Origin of the sequence: Leptolyngbya sp. BC1307, from assembly GCF_002286735.1 — a bacterium.
GTDB lineage: Bacteria > Cyanobacteriota > Cyanobacteriia > Phormidesmidales > Phormidesmidaceae > Phormidesmis.
Genome location: NZ_NRTA01000014.1, coordinates 70,213 through 91,507 on the forward strand (window position 1 = coordinate 70,213; position 21,295 = coordinate 91,507).

Annotated in this window: 20 protein-coding genes; 11 read left to right on the plus strand and 9 right to left on the minus strand. The window is 52.7% G+C overall.

What is annotated here, in order from left to right; translation table 11 throughout:
* Nucleotides 1–14: 14 nt before the first annotated feature.
* The 4 genes from CKL79_RS10355 to CKL79_RS10370 all read right to left on the minus strand — a co-directional run bounded on the left by CKL79_RS10355 (nt 15) and on the right by CKL79_RS10370 (nt 4,438).
* Nucleotides 15–929 (minus strand): ABC transporter ATP-binding protein, encoded by a 915-nt coding sequence (locus CKL79_RS10355; RefSeq protein ID WP_240518789.1) that lies wholly within the window; start codon nt 927–929, stop codon nt 15–17.
* Nucleotides 926–1,765 carry a nitrate ABC transporter permease gene (ntrB, locus tag CKL79_RS10360; protein ID WP_121969505.1) on the minus strand — a complete coding sequence of 280 codons (840 nt, stop codon included), beginning with the start codon at nt 1,763–1,765 and terminating at the stop codon, nt 926–928. Before ntrB ends, CKL79_RS10355 begins: the two co-directional genes overlap by 4 nt.
* 56 nt (nt 1,766–1,821) lie before the next feature.
* Nucleotides 1,822–3,348, minus strand: a complete 1,527-nt coding sequence (locus CKL79_RS10365) for a CmpA/NrtA family ABC transporter substrate-binding protein (RefSeq protein ID WP_240518792.1) — start codon at nt 3,346–3,348, stop codon at nt 1,822–1,824.
* 310 nt (nt 3,349–3,658) lie between these two features.
* On the minus strand, nt 3,659–4,438 hold the full coding sequence (locus CKL79_RS10370; RefSeq protein ID WP_121969507.1) for a response regulator: 780 nt from the start codon (nt 4,436–4,438) through the stop codon (nt 3,659–3,661).
* Between the two features lie 132 nt (nt 4,439–4,570).
* Between CKL79_RS10370 and CKL79_RS10375 the strand changes: the two genes are divergently transcribed.
* Both CKL79_RS10375 and CKL79_RS10380 read left to right on the plus strand, forming a co-directional pair.
* Nucleotides 4,571–5,788 (plus strand): PAS domain-containing sensor histidine kinase, encoded by a 1,218-nt coding sequence (locus tag CKL79_RS10375; protein WP_121969508.1) that lies wholly within the window; start codon nt 4,571–4,573, stop codon nt 5,786–5,788.
* 112 nt (nt 5,789–5,900) lie between these two features.
* Nucleotides 5,901–6,371: a nuclear transport factor 2 family protein gene (locus CKL79_RS10380; protein WP_121969509.1), complete on the plus strand. Its 471-nt coding sequence runs from the start codon at nt 5,901–5,903 to the stop codon at nt 6,369–6,371.
* Nucleotides 6,372–6,471: 100 nt separating this feature from the next.
* Here the strand turns inward: CKL79_RS10380 and CKL79_RS10385 are convergent, their stop codons facing one another.
* The gene (locus CKL79_RS10385; protein WP_121969510.1) at nt 6,472–8,421 is read right to left on the minus strand and encodes an FAD-dependent oxidoreductase; all 1,950 of its coding nucleotides are present in this window, start codon (nt 8,419–8,421) and stop codon (nt 6,472–6,474) included.
* 281 nt (nt 8,422–8,702) lie between these two features.
* Between CKL79_RS10385 and CKL79_RS10390 the strand changes: the two genes are divergently transcribed.
* Nucleotides 8,703–9,446 (plus strand): TIGR04283 family arsenosugar biosynthesis glycosyltransferase, encoded by a 744-nt coding sequence (locus tag CKL79_RS10390; protein WP_121969511.1) that lies wholly within the window; start codon nt 8,703–8,705, stop codon nt 9,444–9,446.
* Here the strand turns inward: CKL79_RS10390 and CKL79_RS10395 are convergent.
* Complete coding sequence (locus CKL79_RS10395) at nt 9,428–10,096, minus strand: DUF547 domain-containing protein (protein ID WP_121969512.1); 669 nt, start codon at nt 10,094–10,096, stop codon at nt 9,428–9,430. The genes CKL79_RS10390 and CKL79_RS10395 overlap by 19 nt on opposite strands.
* Nucleotides 10,097–10,161: 65 nt before the next feature.
* Between CKL79_RS10395 and CKL79_RS10400 the strand changes: the two genes are divergently transcribed.
* Nucleotides 10,162–10,623, plus strand: a complete 462-nt coding sequence (locus CKL79_RS10400) for a rhodanese-like domain-containing protein (protein WP_121969513.1) — start codon at nt 10,162–10,164, stop codon at nt 10,621–10,623.
* On the opposite strand, the gene CKL79_RS10405 is transcribed toward CKL79_RS10400, so the two are convergent.
* Complete coding sequence (locus tag CKL79_RS10405; protein WP_121969514.1) at nt 10,581–11,288, minus strand: TIGR04282 family arsenosugar biosynthesis glycosyltransferase; 708 nt, start codon at nt 11,286–11,288, stop codon at nt 10,581–10,583. The genes CKL79_RS10400 and CKL79_RS10405 overlap by 43 nt on opposite strands.
* A 299-nt stretch (nt 11,289–11,587) precedes the next feature.
* Between CKL79_RS10405 and CKL79_RS10410 the strand changes: the two genes are divergently transcribed.
* Nucleotides 11,588–12,106 carry a DUF302 domain-containing protein gene (locus tag CKL79_RS10410; protein WP_121969515.1) on the plus strand — a complete coding sequence of 173 codons (519 nt, stop codon included), beginning with the start codon at nt 11,588–11,590 and terminating at the stop codon, nt 12,104–12,106.
* A gap of 26 nt (nt 12,107–12,132) precedes the next feature.
* Here CKL79_RS10410 and CKL79_RS10415 read toward each other — a convergent pair whose 3' ends face one another.
* Nucleotides 12,133–13,086 (minus strand): PRC and DUF2382 domain-containing protein, encoded by a 954-nt coding sequence (locus CKL79_RS10415; protein WP_121969516.1) that lies wholly within the window; start codon nt 13,084–13,086, stop codon nt 12,133–12,135.
* A gap of 433 nt (nt 13,087–13,519) precedes the next feature.
* Here CKL79_RS10415 and CKL79_RS10420 point away from each other — a divergent pair, with 433 nt between their 5' ends.
* The 5 genes from CKL79_RS10420 to CKL79_RS10440 all read left to right on the plus strand — a co-directional run bounded on the left by CKL79_RS10420 (nt 13,520) and on the right by CKL79_RS10440 (nt 19,849).
* Nucleotides 13,520–14,161, plus strand: a complete 642-nt coding sequence (locus CKL79_RS10420) for a hypothetical protein (RefSeq protein WP_121969517.1) — start codon at nt 13,520–13,522, stop codon at nt 14,159–14,161.
* A gap of 310 nt (nt 14,162–14,471) precedes the next feature.
* Nucleotides 14,472–15,344 carry a DUF2382 domain-containing protein gene (locus CKL79_RS10425; RefSeq protein ID WP_121969518.1) on the plus strand — a complete coding sequence of 291 codons (873 nt, stop codon included), beginning with the start codon at nt 14,472–14,474 and terminating at the stop codon, nt 15,342–15,344.
* A 292-nt stretch (nt 15,345–15,636) separates the two neighbouring features.
* Entirely contained in the window at nt 15,637–16,215 is a 579-nt protein-coding gene (gene psbP, locus CKL79_RS10430) for a photosystem II reaction center PsbP (protein WP_240518790.1), read from the plus strand.
* 28 nt (nt 16,216–16,243) lie between these two features.
* Complete coding sequence (locus tag CKL79_RS10435) at nt 16,244–16,837, plus strand: nucleoside triphosphate pyrophosphatase (protein ID WP_121969520.1); 594 nt, start codon at nt 16,244–16,246, stop codon at nt 16,835–16,837.
* Between the two features lie 3 nt (nt 16,838–16,840).
* On the plus strand, nt 16,841–19,849 hold the full coding sequence (locus CKL79_RS10440; protein ID WP_121969521.1) for a UPF0182 family protein: 3,009 nt from the start codon (nt 16,841–16,843) through the stop codon (nt 19,847–19,849).
* A 251-nt stretch (nt 19,850–20,100) separates the two neighbouring features.
* Here CKL79_RS10440 and dps read toward each other — a convergent pair whose 3' ends face one another.
* Nucleotides 20,101–20,604: a DNA starvation/stationary phase protection protein Dps gene (gene dps / locus CKL79_RS10445; protein WP_121969522.1), complete on the minus strand. Its 504-nt coding sequence runs from the start codon at nt 20,602–20,604 to the stop codon at nt 20,101–20,103.
* Between the two features lie 220 nt (nt 20,605–20,824).
* Here dps and CKL79_RS10450 point away from each other — a divergent pair, with 220 nt between their 5' ends.
* Complete coding sequence (locus CKL79_RS10450) at nt 20,825–21,151, plus strand: nucleotidyltransferase domain-containing protein (protein WP_141242189.1); 327 nt, start codon at nt 20,825–20,827, stop codon at nt 21,149–21,151.
* Nucleotides 21,152–21,295 lie beyond the last annotated feature (144 nt).

Sequence of the window (21,295 nt, forward strand, 5' to 3'; positions counted from 1 at the left end):
GGACAAATCGTCAATTAGCGAATGCGAGATTCTTCTACCGCCTGAGTTTCGCGGAATAGATGGCGTTCCATCTCGGTTTTGAGGGCGTGGTAGGCCGGATGCTGGTCGATGGTTTCGCGATCGCGCGGCCTCGGAAAAGGCACTTCCAAAATCTCATTGACCTGAGCAGCAGGCCCCCGAGTCATCATCACAATTCGGTCTGACAGTAGCAGCGCTTCTTCAATACTGTGCGTAATCATAATCACAGTTTTGCGCTGCTGCTCCCAAATGCGCTCGACTTCGCTCTGCAAAAAACCTCTCGTCAGCGCATCAAGCGCCCCAAAAGGCTCATCCATCAACAAAATCTGCGGATCGATGGCCAAAGCGCGGGCAATCCCGACTCTCTGCCGCATCCCGCCTGAGAGCTCGTGAGGATGTTTCCTCTCAGCGCCGGTCAGCCCGACTAGCTGAATATTTTCCTTAATGCGCCGGGTCATCTGCTTAGCGGGCAGCTTCGGGTATACGGTTTCAACCGCAAAGCGAATATTTTCTTCCACGCTCATCCAGGGCATGAGCGCATAGTTTTGAAACACCATGCCGCGATCTGGCCCCGGCCCTTGAATCGGGTGATTGTTGAGCAGTATTTCTCCTTCACTGATATCGGAGAGGCCCGCGATCATGTTTAGCAAGGTAGATTTGCCGCAGCCAGAAGGCCCGATGATAGAGACAAAGGTATTGGGTTCAATATCTAAACTAATGTCTTCAACTGCTGTAAAGTCACGAGTCGTTTTGCGCGACAGCTTGCTAAAAATATCTTGCTTGCCGGTAAAAACCTTGGTGACGTTGCGGATAGAAAGCTGCGCTGACGGGATCGTAGGTTCTGGATGCACAGGACGAGTGGCGGGCGAGTGGGCTGAACGATAGGTAGAATCGACAGAAGGAAGACTCATGATTTACGACCAAATTCAACAAACTTTTCTAAAGCGGCGAAAATGCTATCGAGAATCAGCCCTACCAGGCCGATGATAAAGATAGCGACCAAAATGTTAGGAATATAGAGATTGTTCCACTCGTTCCAAATAAAGTAGCCCAGCCCTGTGCCTAAAAGCATTTCTGCGGCCACAATTACCAGCCAGGAGATACCCATACTGATACGCAGGCCAGAGACAATGTTGGGTAGCGCCGCCGGGATGATCACCTTGAAAACGGTTCGCAGCCGTGATGCGCCCAACGTTCTAGACACATCTAAATATTCGGGGCTGACATTAGCAACACCAAAGGCCGTATTGGTCAGGGTGGGCCAGATGCTGGAGATGAGAATAATGAAGATTCCTGTCAGCTCAGAGTCTCGAAAGATGTAAAGACCCAGCGGCAACCAGGCCAGCGGCGATACGGGCTTTAAGAGCTGCACATACGGATTGAACGCTTTGTAGGCAACTGAAGAGATGCCGAGCAAGATGCCTAAAGGCACGGCAACGATCGAGGCTAGCGTGTAGCCAATCGCCACGCGACGCAGGCTGATCAGCAGGTTCCAGCCAATTCCTAAGTCGTTTGGCCCGTTATCGAAGAAGGGATGCGTTGACCACCACCACAGTTCTTGCAGGGTTATAGAAGCAGGCGGCATCCCCTTCGCAAACCACTTCATGTTTGCCCCAATTTCCCAAAACGCCAGGAACAGCGCTAGTGAGATGAGGAATAGGGCGATCGCTTTAACGTTTTCGTTTTGCCAGAGAGATTTGCTGTCTGGCGATGTCAGCTTACCCGACACTGATTTGCTAATGGTCATGCGCTTGGAACCTCCTAATAGGATATGTACAGTTTTAGATCCCCTTAAATTCAGCCTTATACGCCGTACTTGTCTATCTGTTCTTTAACGTATTCATCGGGCGCTTCAGGGTTGAAGGTGTCAAACTCCAGCTCTTCTGTACGGTAGATATCCGACGGTGGATTCAGCCCAACCTCTTGAGCCAATTCTCTAGCCAGATCGGTCAGAAATACTTCTTCGCCCACTGTGTCGTAGCCCTTCTCGGGAATCGCTTTAGCGGCTTGACCGTCGCCCTGCAAGTCCCATCGCACCAATTGGGAAGAGATCCAGTTGGCAAAGCTCTGCCAGGGATAAGGGTCAAAATCAATCCGGTCAGGCACATCTAACGTATTGCCGAGTCCGTCTTCAAATTTGCCGGTGAGGACAGCTTCGACGACTTCAGTCGGCTGATTGAGAAATGCGCGATCAGAGATGGCCTGGGCAATTTCCGAGCGATTAGCCGGGTCGCTAGCGTAGCCTGCCGCTTCGATAATGGCCTTATTGAGCGCTCTGAACGTGTTGGGGTTGGTGTCTATCCACTGATCGCTAGCGGCAAAGGCGCAGCAGGGGTGACCGGGCCAAAGCTCTTTAGTGAGCTTGAAGATAAATCCGGCGTCTTCGTACACCGCTCTCTGGTTGAAGGGATCGGGCATAAGATAGGCGTCAATATCTCCCGCGATCAGCTGAGCAATGCTGTCCGGTGGGGGAACCGCGCGAATCTTGACATCGACATCCGGGTCGAGGCCGCCGGTTGCCAGGTAATAGCGCAGCAGCAGGTTGTGCATAGAATACGGGAACGGTACGCCCAGGGTAAAGCCCTTAAAGTCGGCGGGGCCGTTGATTTGTCCCTTGTACTTATTGGCCACCGTAATCGCTTGGCCGTTGATATTCTCAATGCTGGCGAGCTTCATCCCAAAGGCTGTTGAACCGAGACCCAGCGTCATGGCAATCGGCATCGGGGCAAGCATGTGGTAGGCGTCGAGTTCTCCGGCGATCGCCGAATCCCGCACAGCGCCCCAGCTCGGCATTTTCACGACTTCAGCGTTAAACCCATACTTTTCATAAAAGCCCAAAGGCTCAGACATGATGATGGGCGTAGCACAAGTAATTGGGATAAACCCAATTTTGAGATCCGTCTTCTCTAGATTAGAGACATCAACAGCAGCGGCCTCATCAACAGCTTCGGTCCCAGGATCCTCCGGCCTAGCGCAGTTGGTAAGGGTGACCATCGCCGCCCCGATCGCAATGTTGCGGAGAAATTCGCGGCGGGTGGCACCGCTGGTGCGAACGGTATCGGCAAAAAAGAGTCCGGCTTCGGGGCCAAAAGCGGCGGCAAATGCATTTTCGATTCCGCCTGCCTGCTTTGCCAATGCCAGCACCAGCTTTTCTCGCTTGGGGTCGCCCTTGCCAGCGGCTTTGAGGAGAAGGGCCTTGCGCAACTCATAGGCATTGACCTTATCGGCGACCTGTAGCTGCTGATCTTTGTAGAGCCCCATTTTGACCAGATCGCTCACCATGTCTAACGGGTCGGTAGGCATGGTCTGTAAAAATTCCCAGTGGCCCATAGACAGGTGAGTTCCCCCGCAAACACCACAATCACAGGCTGCGGGCGGGCGCTTCAGGAGACTGCTACAGTCGCGATTGAGACTGCGCAAATTTTGCTGACTATACGCGGATGTTGAAACCATAAATTTATTCGCCTGAGGCGTGCGAAGAACTAGCCTTTAAGCTGTTGTTCTCTAACTTATATCGGTTAAAAGAGATCGTTGCATAGGACAATTTCGGGGATAAAATGGAACTTTTTCTATGATCTCTCCTGGCTGTTGAATCCATTTAGTAACAACTGCTACGGGATTGTTTTTTCCGTAATGGTTGTTACCGTTCCATTTTTTTTGTTTCAGCAGTTCGCCAGGCTTTAGGCGTGACGCCGTGCAGCTTGTGGAACTGGCGCGTGAAGTATCCGGCGTCGGTATAGCCGCTCTCTTCAGCAATGTGCCTGACCGACTGGGCCGTGGTCTTGAGCATCTGGCGCGCCTGTGCCATTCGCCGTTCTGTAATCCATTTTTTGATGGTTCGTCCGGTGTGGCTTTGAGCGAGACTGGTCAGATAGGCCGGAGAATAGCCAGCCGCATGGGCGACATCGCTCAGGTAAATGGGCTGCTGATAGTGAGTGTCGATGAATTGGAAGACGGGCGCTAGTTTAGGGCAGTCGGGGAATATGCTAGGTGAGGCAGCGGCCTTAATAGAGTGTGTTTGCCTATTGTGATCGCTGCGGCGAATTTCTCGGTGGCGCTGGAGTCGGGTGGCGATCGCGCTCAAAAACTGCTCCACTGTGCAGGGCTTGGTCAGGTAGTCATCTGCGCCCAGCGCCATCCCCTGCCTGAGGTCTGCCATCGTGACCTTCGCAGTCAAAAAGATAAAGGGAACCGGCAGCGTTCTCTCTTGCTGTCTGAGCGCCCTCAGCACGCCGTAGCCATCCATATCTGGCATCATAATGTCGCAGACAATCAGGTCGGGCTGATACTGCGCGGCTAATTTGATGCCCGTTTCACCATCTTCTGCACCAATAGCGCTAAACTTCTCAAAGGCTAAACAGCGGAGAAAAATCTCTCTTGTTTCGTCCTCATCTTCGATGACAAGAATCTTGGTAGACATCTTCTTCTATGCTCGCCTATCAATGAGCAATATTATTTTTTATGTAGCTCTCCTCTTATATCTACAGGGTGACAGGCGTAGTCTGTGGTGTAATCCATTACAGTATGAACCCGCTGCTGGGGGAAAGGTGACTTGAGCACTCAGTCAAAGAACACTCAGTCAAAGAACACTCAGTCAAAACAGTCAGAGCTAGAAGCCTTGCGGCGTCAGTATCAGCTTATTCTCAACGCGGTGGGTGAAGGGGTGTACGGTCTGGACTTGCAGGGCAACGTCACCTTTGTAAACCCAGCGGCGGCCACCATGATCGACTGGGAGATGGAAGATCTGATCGGCAAGTCGATGCATCAGGTACTGCACCATTCTCATTCGGACGGCTCTCACTATCCGCGCGAAAGCTGTCCGATCTACGCGGCTTTTCAAGACGGCAGCACCCAGCGGGTGACCGATGAGGTTTTTTGGCGGAAAGACAGGACGAGTTTCCCAGTGGAATATATCAGTACGCCCATGCGGGACGAGCAAGGGCAGGTGATCGGGGCGGTCGTCACCTTTCGCGATATTACTCGGCGTAAGTGGGCAGAGTCTGTGCTGCAGCAGACTAATGAAGAGTTGGAGATGAAGGTGCGATCGCGCGCCGCCGAACTATACACCGCCAATGAGCACCTACGAGAGCTGAGCGCTTTAAAGTCTCGGTTTGTTTCAATGGTCTGCCACGAATTTCGCAATCCGCTGAACAATATTGCGCTGTCGGTTTCCTCTTTGGGACGCTACGACAAAAAGATGTCTCAGGTGGAAAAGCAGCAGTATTTACTAGGTGTTGCCGCTAATGTCGAGCGGATGACGCAAATGATTGACGATATTTTAGTTTTGGGTAAGATTGAAGCCAAACGGCTCGTCCTGAGCCCGCAGCCTATTAACCTGGTGGACTTTTGCCGCGAACTCTTGCTAGAGATGCAGCCCATTCAAAAGCGATTGAAATTTACCGGCAGGTTCAAAGCGCTCATAGCACAGACTGACCAGACCTTACTACGCTCCATTTTGACTAATATTCTATCCAATGCGATTCGCTACAGCGCCGAAGATAGCGTCGTTCAGCTATCGCTCTCTCAGCGTCAGCACCAGGCCGTATTCACCATCAAAGATGACGGCATAGGCATTCTCCCAGAAGATCATCCACATTTGTTTGAGCCGTTTCATCGCGGGAAAAATGCGAGTAATATTCCAGGGACGGGTCTGGGCCTGAGCATTGTCAAACAGTTTGTAGAACTGCAGAAGGGAGATATTAAAGTAGAGAGTGAGCTGGGTGTGGGCACGATGTTTCGAGTCAGGTTGCCGCTGTTGCTGAGAGACTAATAGAGAAGTTTTCTATCGAAAAGTCCTATTTCTTCAAAAGATTGTCCTACAAGGCCGGCTGATTTATCTGCATAAGATAGAGACGATACTTCTCGACAGGGAAAGCGCGCTTATGTCACCACCCAAAATAGTCCCCCCGTTTACCTATGAGAGTGCCGTTCAAAAGGTGCGGATGGCGGAGAATGCCTGGAACAGCAGAGATCCGCAGCGGGTGTCGATGGCCTACTCCGAAGATAGCCATTGGCGAAACAGAGCAGAAGTATTTCAGGGGAGAGAAACCATTCGCGCGTTTTTGCAGCGCAAGTGGGACAAGGAATTAGACTACCGGCTGACCAAAGAGCTATGGGCATTTGGCGATAACCGCATTGCCGTCCGCTTTCAGTACGAATGGCACGATGACTCGGGGCAATGGTACCGGGCCTACGGTAACGAAAATTGGGAATTTGATGCAGAGGGCCTAATGCAGCGCAGGGAAGCGAGCATCAACGACATGCCGATTAAAGAGAGCAATCGCCGCTTTCGCTGGTCTGCTCCCGGCCCCCGTCCTGATGACCACCCGGGACTGATTAATTCTCCCGTTTAAGGATTGTTTTGAAGCGAGGAATTGGTACCCAGCCCGATGGCAGCCCCCGCTTAACTGATTCACCAGTCGGTTTTAGTCAAACTGGAATTGGTCGCGACCTTTAATTTAGCAGCGTTTCTAGTGTGCCCTGGGTAGTACCCGCAGCGGACGCATTGCCCTGAGCCTGGTAGAGGGTGATCGCCTGTTCTAAGTCTGCCTGAGCCTGAACGCGATTGCCCGACTCCACTTGAATCAGCCCTCGCAGATAGTAGGCCGGGGCGCTGCGAGGATTGAGGGTGAGCGCCCGAGAAAGCTCACGGGTGGCTTCGCTATAGTTGCGCTCATCAAAAAAGGTCTGCGCGCGCTGTAGATAGTCTCGCTCATAGTCAACCCCTCTAAACCGCCTTTCTAGAGTGGAAATGGCGCGGAAGCTGTCGGTGCGATAGCCATAGACCTGCGGCACGGTGCCCATTGCCTGCTGCACTTCGCTGTTAGTGATAGTTTGGAGCGATCGCTGCTCACCGAGAGATTTGGCCAGGGCGATCGCCAGCCCTTCGCCGACGCTGACATTGAATTCAACAATTCTCCCAGCCGTTGTTCCCAATCCACCAAAGCCAGAAGCCGGGCCAAGCACAGCTAAATTACTGCGCTCGCGCGGCAAAGTATGGCGAAATCCGTAATTAAACACGGGCATCTGTTCAAAATCGAACAGTCGTAGCACGCTCTCACCGACGCGCTCATCTAGCCCTTCAATGCCGCCGCGATCATCTAAGTGATAGCCAAAGGTGCCCAGGGCTTCTTCAGAACCAACGCCACCGGCTGCCATCAGCGTGGCTGAAAGTTCGTCAACGGGGTTGGCAATTTGTCCGGCATTGCGAATGTACAGCTCGTCCATCACTTCTACCCGAGGCACGCCGATCTTTTCAAACAGCGTTTTAACTTCAGCGGCCACGGCCTGCATTTGCGCTGTCGGCTTAGCTCCAGAAATGCTGAGCCGCTGCGCGGTTTCGGCATCGGCGTAAAACAGCAGCGCATTAAAGCTCAGTCGGTCATTTAAAACTGCGATATTGGCGCGGTCAAACAAGAAGCCAGAGGATTTAATGTCGTACTCTCGCCCCAAATAGCCGTGCACCAATATGCTAAAGGCCAGAGAGCGCACGTCAGCCGAATCGGACGTACCCCGGTAGAGCAGCTTCGGATTGCCGTGGTAGTCTAAGAGGCTTTTGAGTAGTTCCTGTCGTTTGGCTGCGTCATTGCCACTAGCCGTATTTAGCCATCGCTGGGCAGCCGTATCTCGGGGATCAAAATAACGAGCAATCAGATCGGCTTCCATACTGGCAAACTGATCGACCGTCACGCCATACAGGTCAATCATCAGCCCGATACTCAGGGTGCTATTAGGAAAGCCCAAAGCTTCTAACCCTGCCATCATCTTGACGCCGCTGGCGGCTGCAAGTTCACCGCTCTGGGTGGCATCGACGAATGCTTTTGCGGTGTAGGTTTGGCCGCTAGCGGTGAGGGCACAGACGAGTGAACCGGCTGTTTGTACGCTGCCCAAACTAACGCTGCCGACCACGTCGATATCGTTGCGGCGTAACGCTCTAGCAAAGTTTTGAGAGATGACGAAGCGATCTAGGGCAATGGTATTGACCTGGCCGAGGCTGAGGAACTCCTGATAGAGGCGACTGGGCCGGCCAAATGTGCCGTAGCGCGATCGCAAATTAGCCGGCACCTGATTGCGATCCAGGTAAGCTAGACCCCCTCTGACCAGATGCCCACCAATTCCTTTGTCCGTATTGCCTCTTGTGACAATAGCGACCCGGCTGCCTTGCTGACGCGCTTTGAGTTCTCGCTGTACCTGCAGCGCGGTCATGACGCCCGGGACCTCATCGCCAAAGACAATCACATCGTAGCTACGGGCATTGGGAATGGCGGGGCAGCTCGCCCCTGTTACGGGGACGATCTCTGCCGGAGAGGTGGCAAGTTCGGTTTGGGCGATCGCTGGAGACAGGGCTCCCCAAACTACTGTTAGCGTGATAGCAACGCAAAAGTGAAGGATGCGCCTTTTCATAAAAAACTTTGCGATGGCGCTAGACCAAATCAATTGACAAAATCATCACGGAGGCAACCACTGGCCTTAAGGTTTTACCAAGCGTACAGCTTTATTCAGGTGCTTTTATGGCCTTTATCTATACTTCATTTCACTATTAAGTATTGGGGATCGCCTAACGTCATTAGCTGAGGTAGATCTTTAGCTGGTTTGAATAGCCAGTCGTTAGCCTACCCTGTTACTGCCTGCTAAGGCTATTTTTTGTCATCAGATGGTAGTCGATAGGGTTTGAAGAGGCCGCTTTGCAAGATTCAACCGAAGTCTCCATTATTGTGCCGACGCTAAACGAAGCCGACTATTTGGCGCGATCGCTGCGCTGCCTAGCATTGCTCCATCCGCCTGCCAAAGAGGTGATCGTAGTCGATGGGGGCAGTACTGATGAGACGGTGGCGATCGCTCAGCAAGCCGGGGCTACGGTCATTTTCGCTGAGCAGGGCAGGCGATCGCTGCAAATGAATCTAGGGGCAGCGCAGGCGACTGGAGATGTACTGTGCTTTCTACACGGAGATACTTTAGTTCCGGACGATCTAATCGCGGTAATTGCGGCGACGCTAGCTGATCGCAAAATTGCCTGCGGTGGCTTTATCTCTCTGATGGCAGGCCCCTTGACTACGCGCTGGGGCACTTCGCTGCACAACGCCTTGAAGACCTACTACGCGCCGCTGCTGTTTCGACCTCGGCTATTCTTCCAAAACGGGCTGCGGCTGCTGTTTGGCGATCAGGTGATGTTTTGTCGGCGGCAAGATTTTGCTGACTGTGGCGGCTTTGACAGCGATCTGACGCTGATGGAAGAGGCCGACTTGTGCGTGAAGCTCTCTCAGCGGGGACGGATTCGGCAGGTGAACCGGACTGTGCAGTCTTCTGACCGCCGGGTCGCCCGCTGGGGGCCGCTCAAGGCGAACGCTATTTACCTGGGCATTGGCTTTCTTTGGGGCATGGGTGTCTCGGCGGCTACGCTCAAGCGCTTTTATGAAGACGTGCGCTGATTGAGCTGCCAGCTATAGGGTTTGTAGGCAATGTCGAGGTCTGTGGGCAGTTCGATGTTGGTTAAATAAGGCTGAAGGTAGGCGGGAATCGAATCGGCCTGAGCGAGAAAGTCAGATCGGTACCACTTAAAGATTTTGCTGAGGGAGAGGGTGCGATTGGCAGCGCTGTAGTGGACTTTATCGGGGTTATTAATAAAGCGAGCGGCCTCTTTTTCTAGCTGCGTGGGCAATTGTGCTGGTCGGTAGGCGTTGGCTCGCAGCAGCGGACAGCCCTGAGAGGCACAAACCAGGGCAAAGTGAATGCGGGGTTCGTCGTAGCGCGATCGCAAAATCCCCTTCTCAATCCCGTCTAAACTGAGAGAGCGACCGTTAAGCGTATAGCGTCTGCGCTTGAAAAATAGGAGAAAGCTCACCCAGTTGGGAATGCCTAAAATCTCGGGCCGAATGGAGTCGATCGGGTATTTTTGCAGGACTTGCTGCACCACTAGGGCGTTGTAGAGATTGATTAGGAAGGCGATCGCACTATCTCTATCCAGCGTCTCCAGATCGACTGACTGCACGCTAGCTAGCCACTGATCTAATTCCTGCGCCGACTCCCTTTGCCAGCGGCTATAGTTTACGCTGCCATCATCTACATATTCCTGTAACATCTGGTCCCAAGGCTCGAAGTCTATCAAGGCTGAAACCTCCTGCAAGTCGCTTACTACAATTCTCTATGGTCTGGCTGTCTTTTATTTTGAGTCCTCTACGACCGCTCGTCTGGAAAGGGGTGAAGCGCTGGGTCGGCCAGAGCTTTCCATCGGTAGAAAGTATCTCTACAGCGGCTTTAGCAGACTGGCTAGCGCAGGATGATCCACCGTTGCTCATCGACGCCCGTCGAGAAGCCGAATACGCCGTCAGCCATCTGCCTCAGGCCCGCCACGCCAGCACCGTAGAAGCGATTGAAGCGGCGGGTATTGCTAAAGAGTTGCCCATAGTGCTCTACTGCTCAGTCGGCTATCGCTCAGCGCGGCTAGGGCAAAAGCTTCAGGCGGCGGGCTACCGGGCAATCAATTTGGAAGGCTCTCTTTTTCAGTGGGCAAATGAGGGGCGATCGCTCGTCGCCGCTGGTCAGCCCACCCGTCAGGTTCATCCTTACAGCCCTCTATGGCAACTGCTGTTAAAGCCGACCGAGTAAGCGCTCTTACGGTCGTTCCAGAGCGGCAAATCCTCGGGGCGATCTACGTCTGAGAGCCAGTTTAGCAGTGCGACTGAGAGCCCGCAACGATGGGCGATCTCCAGCGTCGTTTCCAACACTCGCTTTGTACTCCAGGGAATATTTTCAAACAGAGCCGGATATAGACCGCTGAGCCCAACAAGATAGTAACCGCCGTCTACGGCTGGCCCCAGCACCACGTCTTGAGACTGTAATAAGGTCATTGCCTGGTCGATGTGATCTTCAGTAACGTCCGGGCAGTCGCTGCCGACAATGACAATCCGCTCTAGGCCCGCGGCAAATCCGCTCTGCAAGGCAAACGTTAGCCGCTCTCCTAGAGTCCCCTCGCACTGATGTGTTAGTTTAGCCTCATCGCCTAGCCAGCCTGACATTTGCTCATAGGTGCCGCCTGTAAAGTGAACGTCCAGCGAGAGCGATCGCTCAGGACAAAACCCTTGAAAGCGCCTGAGCAAATGCTCCGTCATCTGCCGCTGCAAATCAGCCGCCCCAACCGCGCCCAATGCCGGAATCAATCGGGTCTTAGTCTGCCCCGGCAGAGGAAACCGGGTGAACAGATACAGTCCATCTACAGCTCTCTCTACAGTTGTATCTGTAGACGTTGAAGTCACAAAATCTAGCACACTCATACTGCCTACGGCGAAACACTTTCCCCACTGTAGGAACCTTTCTCCGGTCAGAAAATCATTCTTTAACCCGATCTTTTTGCGTCTGAGTTCATCCAATTGCATAGCGCTATGCCAACGTTCGTTTCATATCCACGGCGCTAACTGAACCTATAGCGTTGGTCACTTTGCTAAGGTCCATTACACCGGCTAAAAGTCTTATGCTGCAACGGGCAAAGTGACTCGCGGTTGCCGAATGCATCCGGCAACCGCTGTAAATTGGTATGGTTTTAGGGCTGTGTGAGTAAAAAACTAGAGTAGCTATGAACAAACTACGCGGAAGTCGGTTGTCTGCCCGACAGCTTTTAGGGGTAGGCGGGGCAATCATTCTGCTGACGGTGGCGCTGGGGCTATCGCGACCGGGGCTGTCACTGCCGGTACCGACGCCGACGGGTTTGGTGATTAAGGCCAGTCCTCACAGCGTGGTAGAGACCGAACGAAGGTTTGTCAGCATATTAGAAGAGGAAGGGCTAAACGTGTTTGCTGTCGTCGATCATGCTCAAAATGCTGAAGGCGCGGGGCTGGGCCTGCGGCCAACCAGAGTCATGATTTTTGGCAATCCTCAACTGGGGACGCCGCTAATGCAGTGCGAGCAGAGTGTGGCCATTGACCTGCCGCAGAAAATGCTGATCTGGGAGGATGAGCAGGGCCAAGTGCAGATTGCCTACAACGATCCGCGCTATCTGGGCGGTCGGCATCGGCTAGGCGACTGTGGTAATCAGGTAATTCAGCAAATTGCGGGCGCGCTAGATAATCTTTCGAGCGGGGCGATCGCACCCTAAAACTAGATAGGCTTGTGTTAGCCAGGCTAGCGTTGATTATCGACTATCTCATCTTCCCGGTTTCTGTCCACGTTGACTGTAGAAGAGTCGGCTTCATTCACCCAATCGATTTGAGGATTGCCGTCAGACGAGACTGCTAACTCTTCGCGGCGCAGCGGTTCTTGTATTCTCACCACGTCTTGCACCACTTCTTTGCGAACGGACACGTTTTGGTAGGGCTCCACGCGGCGGCAGACCTCTGCCTGCTCCTCGTAGATATCCATGCGGACAGAGCCATCTTCACCGACTTGAGCATCGCCAAAATCAACTCGGGTCTCACCGCCGTAAACTGACTCTATTTCAATGATGACTTTCTCTTTAGTAACCGGTACGGCTGTATTGGCTGACTCTGTTATCGTCCGCTTAGAAATTCTCACTTCGCCCGTTTTTACCCGATGCTTTTGGGTAGACAAGCGTTCTTCGTATAGCTGAATGGGCCGATCTTGCGGCTCCGGCATGGCAACGCTTTCTTCAACTATTGATGGGGATTCAGTTCTCTGAAGAGTGTGAGGTGGGGGCGCGATCGCTTCTGGCTGAACGGCCACGACACCTGCCCTCTCTACCGGAGGTGACATCTCTACATTCGCCGATTGCTCAAGCGATGTCATCTGGTAAGTTTCGAAGGCTTGCCCTGGCTCTGCTTGTAACCGGTCATCGTATGTAGTCAGCGTACCGAACTCGTCCCGGTTGAGCGTGCCTACATAGATGCGATCTGTGCCAGAGAGATCTGCGCAGCGGCTGACAGGCAACAGCACTTTTTTGCGCGAACCCGCTTCTACGACTAGATATTGGGGCTGACTAGCCTCGTCAATCAGAACGTCGCTAACTGTACCGACCTTATGGCTTTCGGCGCTATAGACAGGTTTGCCCTTGAGATCTTGCCCATTAAAGTAAGTCTCTCGATAATTGGGATGAATATCGCCGATTTTATACAGAGCCATAGCAGCCAAGCCTTAAACATATACTTTTAATTGCTGATTGCTCCATAATGACCGAATTGACAGGCAAACTTCTTCCATCAAGGGAAAGAGCTTTGAGACGCACAAGGGAGGAGGTAAACGCTATAGATGTTTGGAAAATCTTGGGCGCTACAGCTAAAGCTTTTTGTGTAAAGTTTTAAGAACTAAGATATGACGAACTGTCGGCTTCGAAAGCTCTATCTCTTGTTTTGATTTCTCTCTATCTTTTGGTAGGTTCGCAACAGCAATTCGCCCCGTAATCTATTAGGAAATAGTGCTTATACAAGCCCCAGCTAACAGCGTCATCAGCCATAGCAGACCACGGCTGGTAGCGGGGTGGCCTATGTCGATCTCTGTGCGGCTACACTAAGCCACGCTGAGCGTAAGAAATATCTCTAGTTAAGGAACACGAACTATGGCGTATACAGAAAGAACGGATGTGTCCAATGTGGGTGTTCGTCCGGCCCCAGTCCCTACGGGCCCGATTGTGGAATACCATGATACGGTTCGCTGGGGGCCTATCTTCGCAGGTATTGTCGTCTCAATTGTTGCCCAACTAATGCTGAGTGCTTTGGGCGCGGCCATCGGTGGCTTTGCTGCAGGTGAGGCAACTCCTGGCACCATTGGTACGAGCTTGGGCATTTGGGCAATTATTAGCCTGCTGATTTCTCTCTTCTTGGGTGGATGGGTGATGGCGGCTTCCTGTGGCCCGATGAACAATAAGACGGCGCTGCTCAATGGCACGATTCTGTGGGCTACGACGCTGGTGATCAGCGGCTGGCTGCTGGCGAGCGGTGTCTCTGGCACCTTTGGCATCATCGCTGCCAATGCAGGTGATGTGCTCAATCAGGTGCAGGAGTCAGCCGGTGTATCGCTACCTAGCCAAGACGAAGTGACTCAGGCTATTCCGAATGTGAGCCCCGAGCAGGCTGCTGAATATGCGGCCAACGCTTCAAAGGCAGGACTATCTTTTATAGTGGGTTCGCTGTTGGGCTTAGCGGCTTCTCTGATTGGCTCTACAGTAGGTGCCAAGAAGCCCAGAGCTGTTGTTCGATAGGATGTGGTTGCCAGGAGCGATCGCTTAAACAAGCTGAAAGCTAATTAAATCAATGGGTCTTCGGTTTAGTGGGGGCTGTGAGCGATCGCAGTCCCCCTTTGCTGTCTTGCTAACTGTTGACTTGATAGCCGCTCTCAAACAAGTTTCCAGTCACATCTTTTGGCGCTCTCTTGATCCGACCATTTAGGTAGGATAGCTGTCTCAATCTCCCTCTCTTGTTCAATGAAAGACTTAGTAAGAGTCGATACACTTTAGCTAGAAAGTGACATTAAGTTGTCAGATAAATTTTAGTAATGGAGCCTTAGAGTATATGGCATTAGTTAGCCTCAAAAAAACCTACCCCGACTATCGAAACACATTCAGCGACAATAGCCTGAGTCACCTTGATGACTACAGCGTCTATGTAGATGCTGACAACAAAGTCGGGTCTGTAGAAGACGGACTGTTTGACGATACCAGTGGTCAATTTCGCTATTTGATTGTAGATACCGGCCCGTGGATCTTCGGTAAGAAAGTACTGCTACCTATTGGTCGCGCTGAGTTTGACAATAGCAAAGAGCGCGTCTACGTTAGTGGCTTGACCAAGAAGCAAGTCGAAGATCTGCCTGAATACAACGGTACCGCAGACGTTGACTATGACTACGAAGAGAACGTGCGCGGTGTGTATCGCGAGCCGACTGCTAGCCAGTCTGCGCCAGTAAGCGGAACCGCTGCCTATGCAACTAGCGGTGACTACAGCCGTGACGACTACACCTACGACCGCGATCCCGGTCTCTATCAAATGAGAGATACCGCAGATCGCACTCAGCCTATTCGCCTTTACGAAGAGCGTTTAATCGCCGATAAGACCCGGAGCAAGACAGGCGATGTAGTGGTTGGTAAGCGCGTCAAAACAGAGACAGCCAATGTCTCTGTACCGGTTAATAAGGAGCGAGTTGTCGTAGAGCGAACCACGCCAACCGGAAAGACGGCTGCTACAGACGTTAATCACGCTTTCGAAGATGGTGAAGTTGCTCGCGTAGAAGTGTACGAAGAGAAAGCCAACGTTCGCAAAGAAGCCTTTGTGCGTGAGGAAGTCAGCGTGCGCAAGGAAACCGAAGAAGAGATGGTCAATGAGCAAGCAACCATTCGCCGTGAAGAGCTAGATATTGATGGCGCTAATGATGTGGTTACCAATCGCTAGATTGGCAGCTGAATCTAAAGTGTATCTATTGGATCATGCTTAGCTTATTCGATAGGTACCCTCAAAGCGTCAGCTAAATATTTTGGTAGGCGAAGCGCTCTTTTTAGGGGCTGCTTCGCTTTTTTGTGTTTGTTACAGCATGACTAGTCAGCAGCGTCTGAAGTAGCCATGGCCGCTAGACCCGTACGGGTGACCGAAGTTTCAACGCAGAGTACAATTCTAGGTGACGCTTCGGGCACGTCCTGGAACATGCCGGAATTTTGCGACCGGAATTTTTGGGATTCACCGGCTCATGGCACAATTGAAGCAGCCCGAGGATGAAAGGAATCTTGAGATGTTGAAGCGATTTGCCGCGCTCTTACTAGTTGTCATTACGCTGGGACTGCAAAGCTGCGCTGCGGGTACCAGCCTGCAGTCGTACAATGACAGCTATGAGGGCTACGAGTTCAAATATCCAACGGGCTGGGTCGCTGCCGAAGTGCCGGGTGGGCCAGATGTTGTTTTCCACGACATTATCAATGCCAGCGAAAACGTCAGCGTGGTAATTAGCCCCGTGTCGGGCGGTAAAACCTTGCCTGATATTGGTACGCCCTCTGAAGTAGGCTATAAGCTCTCTAAAAGCATCACCTCGCAGAGCACAGATGATCGTAACGTAGAGCTGGTAAACGCTCAGTCTTTTGAAGCAGGCGATAAGCTGTATTACATTCTGGAATATATTGCTAATTTGCCTTCGGGAACTCGCCACGATCTGGCTAGCGTGATTGTGCGGCGCGGTCAGCTTTACACGTTCAATGCGTCTATTTCTGAGTTTAGATGGGAAAAGCTCAAAGATACAGTGAAGCAAACAGTCGCTTCTTTTTCGGTTTACTAATCTTTTGATTTTTTGACTTCATAACCCTATGGCCGATATTCAATTTGTGCTGGCCTCGGCTTCGGTTGCTCGGCGCAAGCTACTGGTAGAGGCAGGCATTCAGCCTTTTGTCTGCCCTAGTAATTTTGACGAGGATCAGGTAAAAATTCGCGACCCGCAGCAGCTGGTGCAGGTGCTGGCTAAGGGCAAGGCCACAGCGGTAGCGCCTCAGTTCCCCAAAGCGCTGGTGCTGGGCTGTGACTCGGTGCTGGCGATTGATGGGGTGATCTACGGTAAGCCTGAAAGCCGGGAAGAGGCTACAGCGCGCTGGCAGCAAATGCGTGGCGGCACAGGTGAACTCTACACTGGCTACGCACTGATCGCCCCAGGCCGCGATCCTTTAGTGAACTACCGGATGACGCGCGTATTTTTTGCCAATGCCTCCGACCAAGAGATAGAAGCCTACATCGCTACGGGTGAACCCATGCAATGCGCAGGCGCGTTTGCTACTGACGGTAAGGGCAGCATGTTTGTTGAAAAAATTGAGGGCTGCCATACTAATGTGGTGGGCCTGAGCATTCCGATGCTGCGGCAGATGATGGCAGAGCTGGGCTACCGCGCAATTGATTTCTGGGGCCGATAGGCCATGGCTAAGGCTGATAATCTTCCTCAAAAGCGTCTGAGTCGCTACCCGGGTGATCGCCTACTGCGCCGGGTGCGATCGCCTGTGGGCTTAAAGCTGATCGTCATTAGCTTGATGCTTTTGGCGGCTACCTACATTGTCACCTACTACTGGGCCGAAGGGCTGTGGTTTGACGAACTCAATTTCCTCGGTGAATTTTGGCTGCGATCGCTCACTCAGCTAGTGCTCGGTCTCTTTACGCTATTCGCTAGCCTGGCCATTGCTTTTTTCAACCTGAACCTGGCTACCCGGCTACAGTACAACCAAAACTGTCTGCTGCCCAATCAGGCCAATCTGCGCACCGGGCTGGGTTTGCAGTGGCTGCTGCCGGTAATGCTAGGGCTGGGCATCGGCATTGGGGCAGATCTGCTCTACCACACCTATCTGGCAGTCACCGATCTGCTAACGCCGCGTCCGTCTATTCCCATACCGCTGGGGCTGGGCTTTAATGCTGACTGGGGTCTGGTACAGCAGCTAGTGGCGCAGCCCGTGGGCATCGGCATTGTGCTTGGCTGTGCGATCGCCTTGGCTGCCGCCCCGCAAACGCTGATTCGAGTGGGCGCGGTGGTATTAAGCCTGAGCTTTGGCATTGTGCTGACTCAGGAATGGGTGCGAATATTACCCGCGCTCAACTTCGTTACCTTTGACCAGCTAGACCCGCTCTTTCAACAGGATCTGAGCTTTTATATTTTCCAGCTACCAGTATGGGAGCTGTTTGAATTCTGGCTTTCGGGGCTGCTGCTGTTTATGTTGATGGCGGTGGCTCTAAGGTATCTGCTGGCAGGCAATACCTTGAGCCAGGGACACTTTGCCGGGTTTTCTCTGCCGCAGCAGCGCCATCTCTATGCCCTCGCGGCTAGTTTGCTGATGGTCACTGCTTTAGGGCACTGGCTCAATCGCTACGAATTGCTCTACTCGCCGCAGGGAGTCACCTACGGCGCTAGCTACACCGATATTCAAGTAGGGTTGCCGGTGAATGGAGCCCTCAGCTTGATCTCGCTAGGGCTGGCACTCACACTGATGTGGCGAGCCTTTGTGCAGCCCAAAGTCGGATGGACTCAGTCTACTCGGCCCCTGCGGGCCCGGCCTGTGGTCGGGGCGATCGCCATCTACTTACTCTTTGCCATCGTCGGCAACACGCTGGCCCCCTGGTTAGTTCAGCGCATTGTAGTACAGCCCAACGAATTTCTGCGCGAGCTGCCCTATATCGAGCGCACGATTGCCTTCACCCGCGACGCTTTTGGCCTGACCGATATCGAAACCCGCCAGTTTGACCCGCAAGGCGACCTGAGCGCCGCTGACCTAGAAGAAAATGACCTGACCATTCGGAATATTCGCCTGTGGGATACGCGCCCGCTGCTGGAATCCAACCGGCAGCTCCAGCAGATTCGCCTGTACTACGAATTTGCCGATGCCGATGTAGATCGCTACGACCTGGTGAATGAGACTGACCAAGTAGTAGATCGCAGGCAGGTGCTGATTTCTGCTCGCGAACTCAACTATGAGCGGGTACCCGCTGAGGCTCAGACCTGGGTCAACGAGCATCTTACCTACACCCATGGCTATGGCTTCACCATGAGCCCGGTGAATACAGCAGGGCCCAGCGGTCTGCCGACGTACTTTGTCAAAGACATTGATCACGTCCCTAGTTCTCCGGTTGTAGAGCGTTCGATTCCGGTCGGTAAGCCGCGCATTTATTTTGGTGAGCTGACTAATACTTACGTGATGACGGGCGCTCAAGTGCCTGAGCTAGATTTTCCCAGCGGCAGCGAGAATATCTACAACCGCTATGACGGTCAGGGCGGGCTCAGCCTTGCCCCTTTCTGGAAGCGGCTGCTGTTTGCTAAGCATTTGGGCGATTGGAAAATGCTGCTCAGCCGCGATTTTACGGCTGATACCCGGCTGATGTTTCGGCGTAATATTAAGCAGCGCGTGCGCCGGATTGCGCCTTTTTTACAGTTTGATGGCGATCCGTACTTAGTGGTGGCCGATGCGGGCAATGAGTTTGCGATCGCTGGCGCAGAATCAGGAACAAACTATCTGTACTGGATGATCGATGCCTACACGACGAGCGATCGCTATCCCTACGCCGATCCGGGCAATAATGAGTTCAACTATATTCGCAACTCTATCAAGGTCATCGTTGACGCTTACAACGGCTCGGTTCACTTCTACATTGCCGACCAAAGCGACCCGATTATTCGCACCTGGGCGCAAATATTTCCTAACATGTTCGAGCAACTGTCGGATATGCCGCCGGCGCTAGTGTCTCATATTCGCTACCCCTTAGACTTCTCACGTATTCAATCTGACGAGCTGCTTACCTACCACATGACCGACCCGCAGGTTTTCTACAACCGCGAAGACCAGTGGCGCGCACCCAATGAAATTTACGCCAACGAAGAACAGGTCGTCGAACCCTACTATCTGATTATGGAACTGCCGGGTGAGGATGATGGCGAATTTGTGCTGCTGCGCCCCTTTACGCCCGCCCAGCGCATTAACTTGGTAGCCTGGCTAGCTGCCCGCTCCGACGGCGAACAGTATGGCCGTCAGCTACTCTACCAGTTTTCTAAGCAGGAGCTGGTCTTTGGCCCAGAACAAATCGAGGCCCGAATTAACCAGGAGCCAGAGATTTCTCAGCGCATCTCGCTCTGGGACACGCAAGGGTCGCGGGCTAATCAGGGCAATTTGCTGGTGATTCCGATTGAGCGATCGCTGCTATACGTAGAGCCGCTGTATCTAGAAGCTGAGCAAAATCCACTGCCGATTCTCGCTCGGGTGATCGTGGCCTACAAGAACAGGATCGCGATGGCCGAAACTCTGGAGCAGAGCTTACAGGCTATCTTTAATACCCCAGATACCCTCGCTCCTGCCATTCTCAGAGAAGCCAACGAAGGCGATAGTGTTGAAGAGTTGCTGCTGCCAGGCGGCGGAGCCGACTCATCTGTTGGCGATACGGGCTCAGAATAGCCGCCTATGAGAAAACGAGGAAGTCTTATAGCGTTGGTCACTTGGCTTGAATACAGCAACGCAGGCAAAACCTTTGCATAACAACAGGCCAAGTGACTCGCGTCGCCCGAATGCATCCGGGTAACGCTATCTTTAGAACTTTCCTCGTTTTCTCATTTTAAGCGTTGGTCACTTGGCCAGCTAGCGTGCGAATGCAGCCGACGACAGCTATGGCAGGCATTCAAACGGTCGCGCTAGAGATGACGCCAGCACTAGCCCACCAGGTGAGCTTCTAAGAACCAGAGGCGCTTGTCAATAGTCCGAGAGATCTCAACATAGAGATCATTGGTGTCTTGGTCACCTAGCTCGTCGGCTTTGTCGATACTTTCACGCAGGTGCTTGGCATAGGCCGCATAGCGGTCAGCCAGAGCCGCGACGTGCTCCATACCACCGACGGCGTCAAAGTCGTACTCAGGCAAAATCGATTCGCTAGCAGCAATGCGCACCGTGCCCATCGCCGTGCCAGCTAGGGCCGTGACGCGCTCGGCTACCATATCGCTGTACTCTTCTAGCTCGCCCGCCATTTCATCAAACAACAGATGAAGCTGGTAAAAGTCTTTGCCTTTCACATTCCAGTGAGCTTGCTTGGTCTGAGTGCGCAAGTCTGTAGTCGCAGCCAGCGTGCCGTTGAGCATAGCGACTACCGGCTGACGGGTATCTAGCGGTAAGTCAATCCGGGTAGGATAAAAGGCAGTTTTGGAAGTTGTTGAAACCATAGGAGTCTCCAGAATTAAAGAGGGTCTAAACGTCTTTAGAGAAAGGACTGATACAAAGCACTGTAAAGGACGAACCAGAGCAGTCGTCACCGCTACTGTAAATTTAGCACCTTCGCCCGAACTCCTATATCATACTCGTAACGACTTCGTTTTAACAAGTGGTGAAGGTTGAACGGTTCTCCGCAATGGGCGCTTGATCAGCGCTTATATAATGGATGATATGGAAGTTTCTTGGCGTAACTCTGTAATATCTGAGCTTCAGCCTTATGTGGCGCAGCGGCAGCGGCGCAAAGCTGAGATGCGATCGCGCCTGCAAGCCGGTCATCAGGCTGGCCTACAGCAAGCCAAAATTCTCGCCGATATTCTTAAAGCAGAGTTTGGCGCTACCCAGGTGGTGCTGTTTGGCTCCATGCTTTCGGTCAATGACATTCACCTGGGTTCAGATATTGACCTGGCCGTATGGGACTTGCCCTTCGTTATGTTGTTCGCAGCAACTATGCTTACCGGCTCGAACCTGCCAGAATTGATGCTAATTTCCAACTATTAGAGAACGGCTACGACTCTCTCATTCAACAGCTCAATGACTTTTGCGAGTTTTTAGCGTCTGTCAATTGATGCTACCGGCGTTCCCCACACTGGATAATAGGGCTACAATTACCCGTGTAATTGCCCTGCTTTATAGAATTCACCT

Excerpts from the sequence above, each read along its gene's own strand:
- CKL79_RS10380 (WP_121969509.1), top strand. The coding sequence starts at position 5,901 with ATGTCACCACCCAAAATAGTCCCCCCGTTTACCTATGAGAGTGCCGTT.
- CKL79_RS10410 (WP_121969515.1), top strand. The coding sequence starts at position 11,588 with ATGAACAAACTACGCGGAAGTCGGTTGTCTGCCCGACAGCTTTTAGGG.
- CKL79_RS10385 (WP_121969510.1), bottom strand. The coding sequence starts at position 8,421 with ATGAAAAGGCGCATCCTTCACTTTTGCGTTGCTATCACGCTAACAGTA.
- CKL79_RS10450 (WP_141242189.1), top strand. The coding sequence starts at position 20,825 with ATGGAAGTTTCTTGGCGTAACTCTGTAATATCTGAGCTTCAGCCTTAT.
- dps (WP_121969522.1), bottom strand. The coding sequence starts at position 20,604 with ATGGTTTCAACAACTTCCAAAACTGCCTTTTATCCTACCCGGATTGAC.
- CKL79_RS10355 (WP_240518789.1), bottom strand. The coding sequence starts at position 929 with ATGAGTCTTCCTTCTGTCGATTCTACCTATCGTTCAGCCCACTCGCCC.
- CKL79_RS10415 (WP_121969516.1), bottom strand. The coding sequence starts at position 13,086 with ATGGCTCTGTATAAAATCGGCGATATTCATCCCAATTATCGAGAGACT.
- CKL79_RS10435 (WP_121969520.1), top strand. The coding sequence starts at position 16,244 with ATGGCCGATATTCAATTTGTGCTGGCCTCGGCTTCGGTTGCTCGGCGC.
- CKL79_RS10420 (WP_121969517.1), top strand. The coding sequence starts at position 13,520 with ATGGCGTATACAGAAAGAACGGATGTGTCCAATGTGGGTGTTCGTCCG.
- CKL79_RS10395 (WP_121969512.1), bottom strand. The coding sequence starts at position 10,096 with ATGTTACAGGAATATGTAGATGATGGCAGCGTAAACTATAGCCGCTGG.
- CKL79_RS10365 (WP_240518792.1), bottom strand. The coding sequence starts at position 3,348 with ATGGGCCACTGGGAATTTTTACAGACCATGCCTACCGACCCGTTAGAC.
- CKL79_RS10405 (WP_121969514.1), bottom strand. The coding sequence starts at position 11,288 with ATGAGTGTGCTAGATTTTGTGACTTCAACGTCTACAGATACAACTGTA.
- CKL79_RS10425 (WP_121969518.1), top strand. The coding sequence starts at position 14,472 with ATGGCATTAGTTAGCCTCAAAAAAACCTACCCCGACTATCGAAACACA.
- ntrB (WP_121969505.1), bottom strand. The coding sequence starts at position 1,765 with ATGACCATTAGCAAATCAGTGTCGGGTAAGCTGACATCGCCAGACAGC.
- CKL79_RS10400 (WP_121969513.1), top strand. The coding sequence starts at position 10,162 with ATGGTCTGGCTGTCTTTTATTTTGAGTCCTCTACGACCGCTCGTCTGG.
- CKL79_RS10370 (WP_121969507.1), bottom strand. The coding sequence starts at position 4,438 with ATGTCTACCAAGATTCTTGTCATCGAAGATGAGGACGAAACAAGAGAG.
- psbP (WP_240518790.1), top strand. The coding sequence starts at position 15,637 with ATGGCACAATTGAAGCAGCCCGAGGATGAAAGGAATCTTGAGATGTTG.
- CKL79_RS10440 (WP_121969521.1), top strand. The coding sequence starts at position 16,841 with ATGGCTAAGGCTGATAATCTTCCTCAAAAGCGTCTGAGTCGCTACCCG.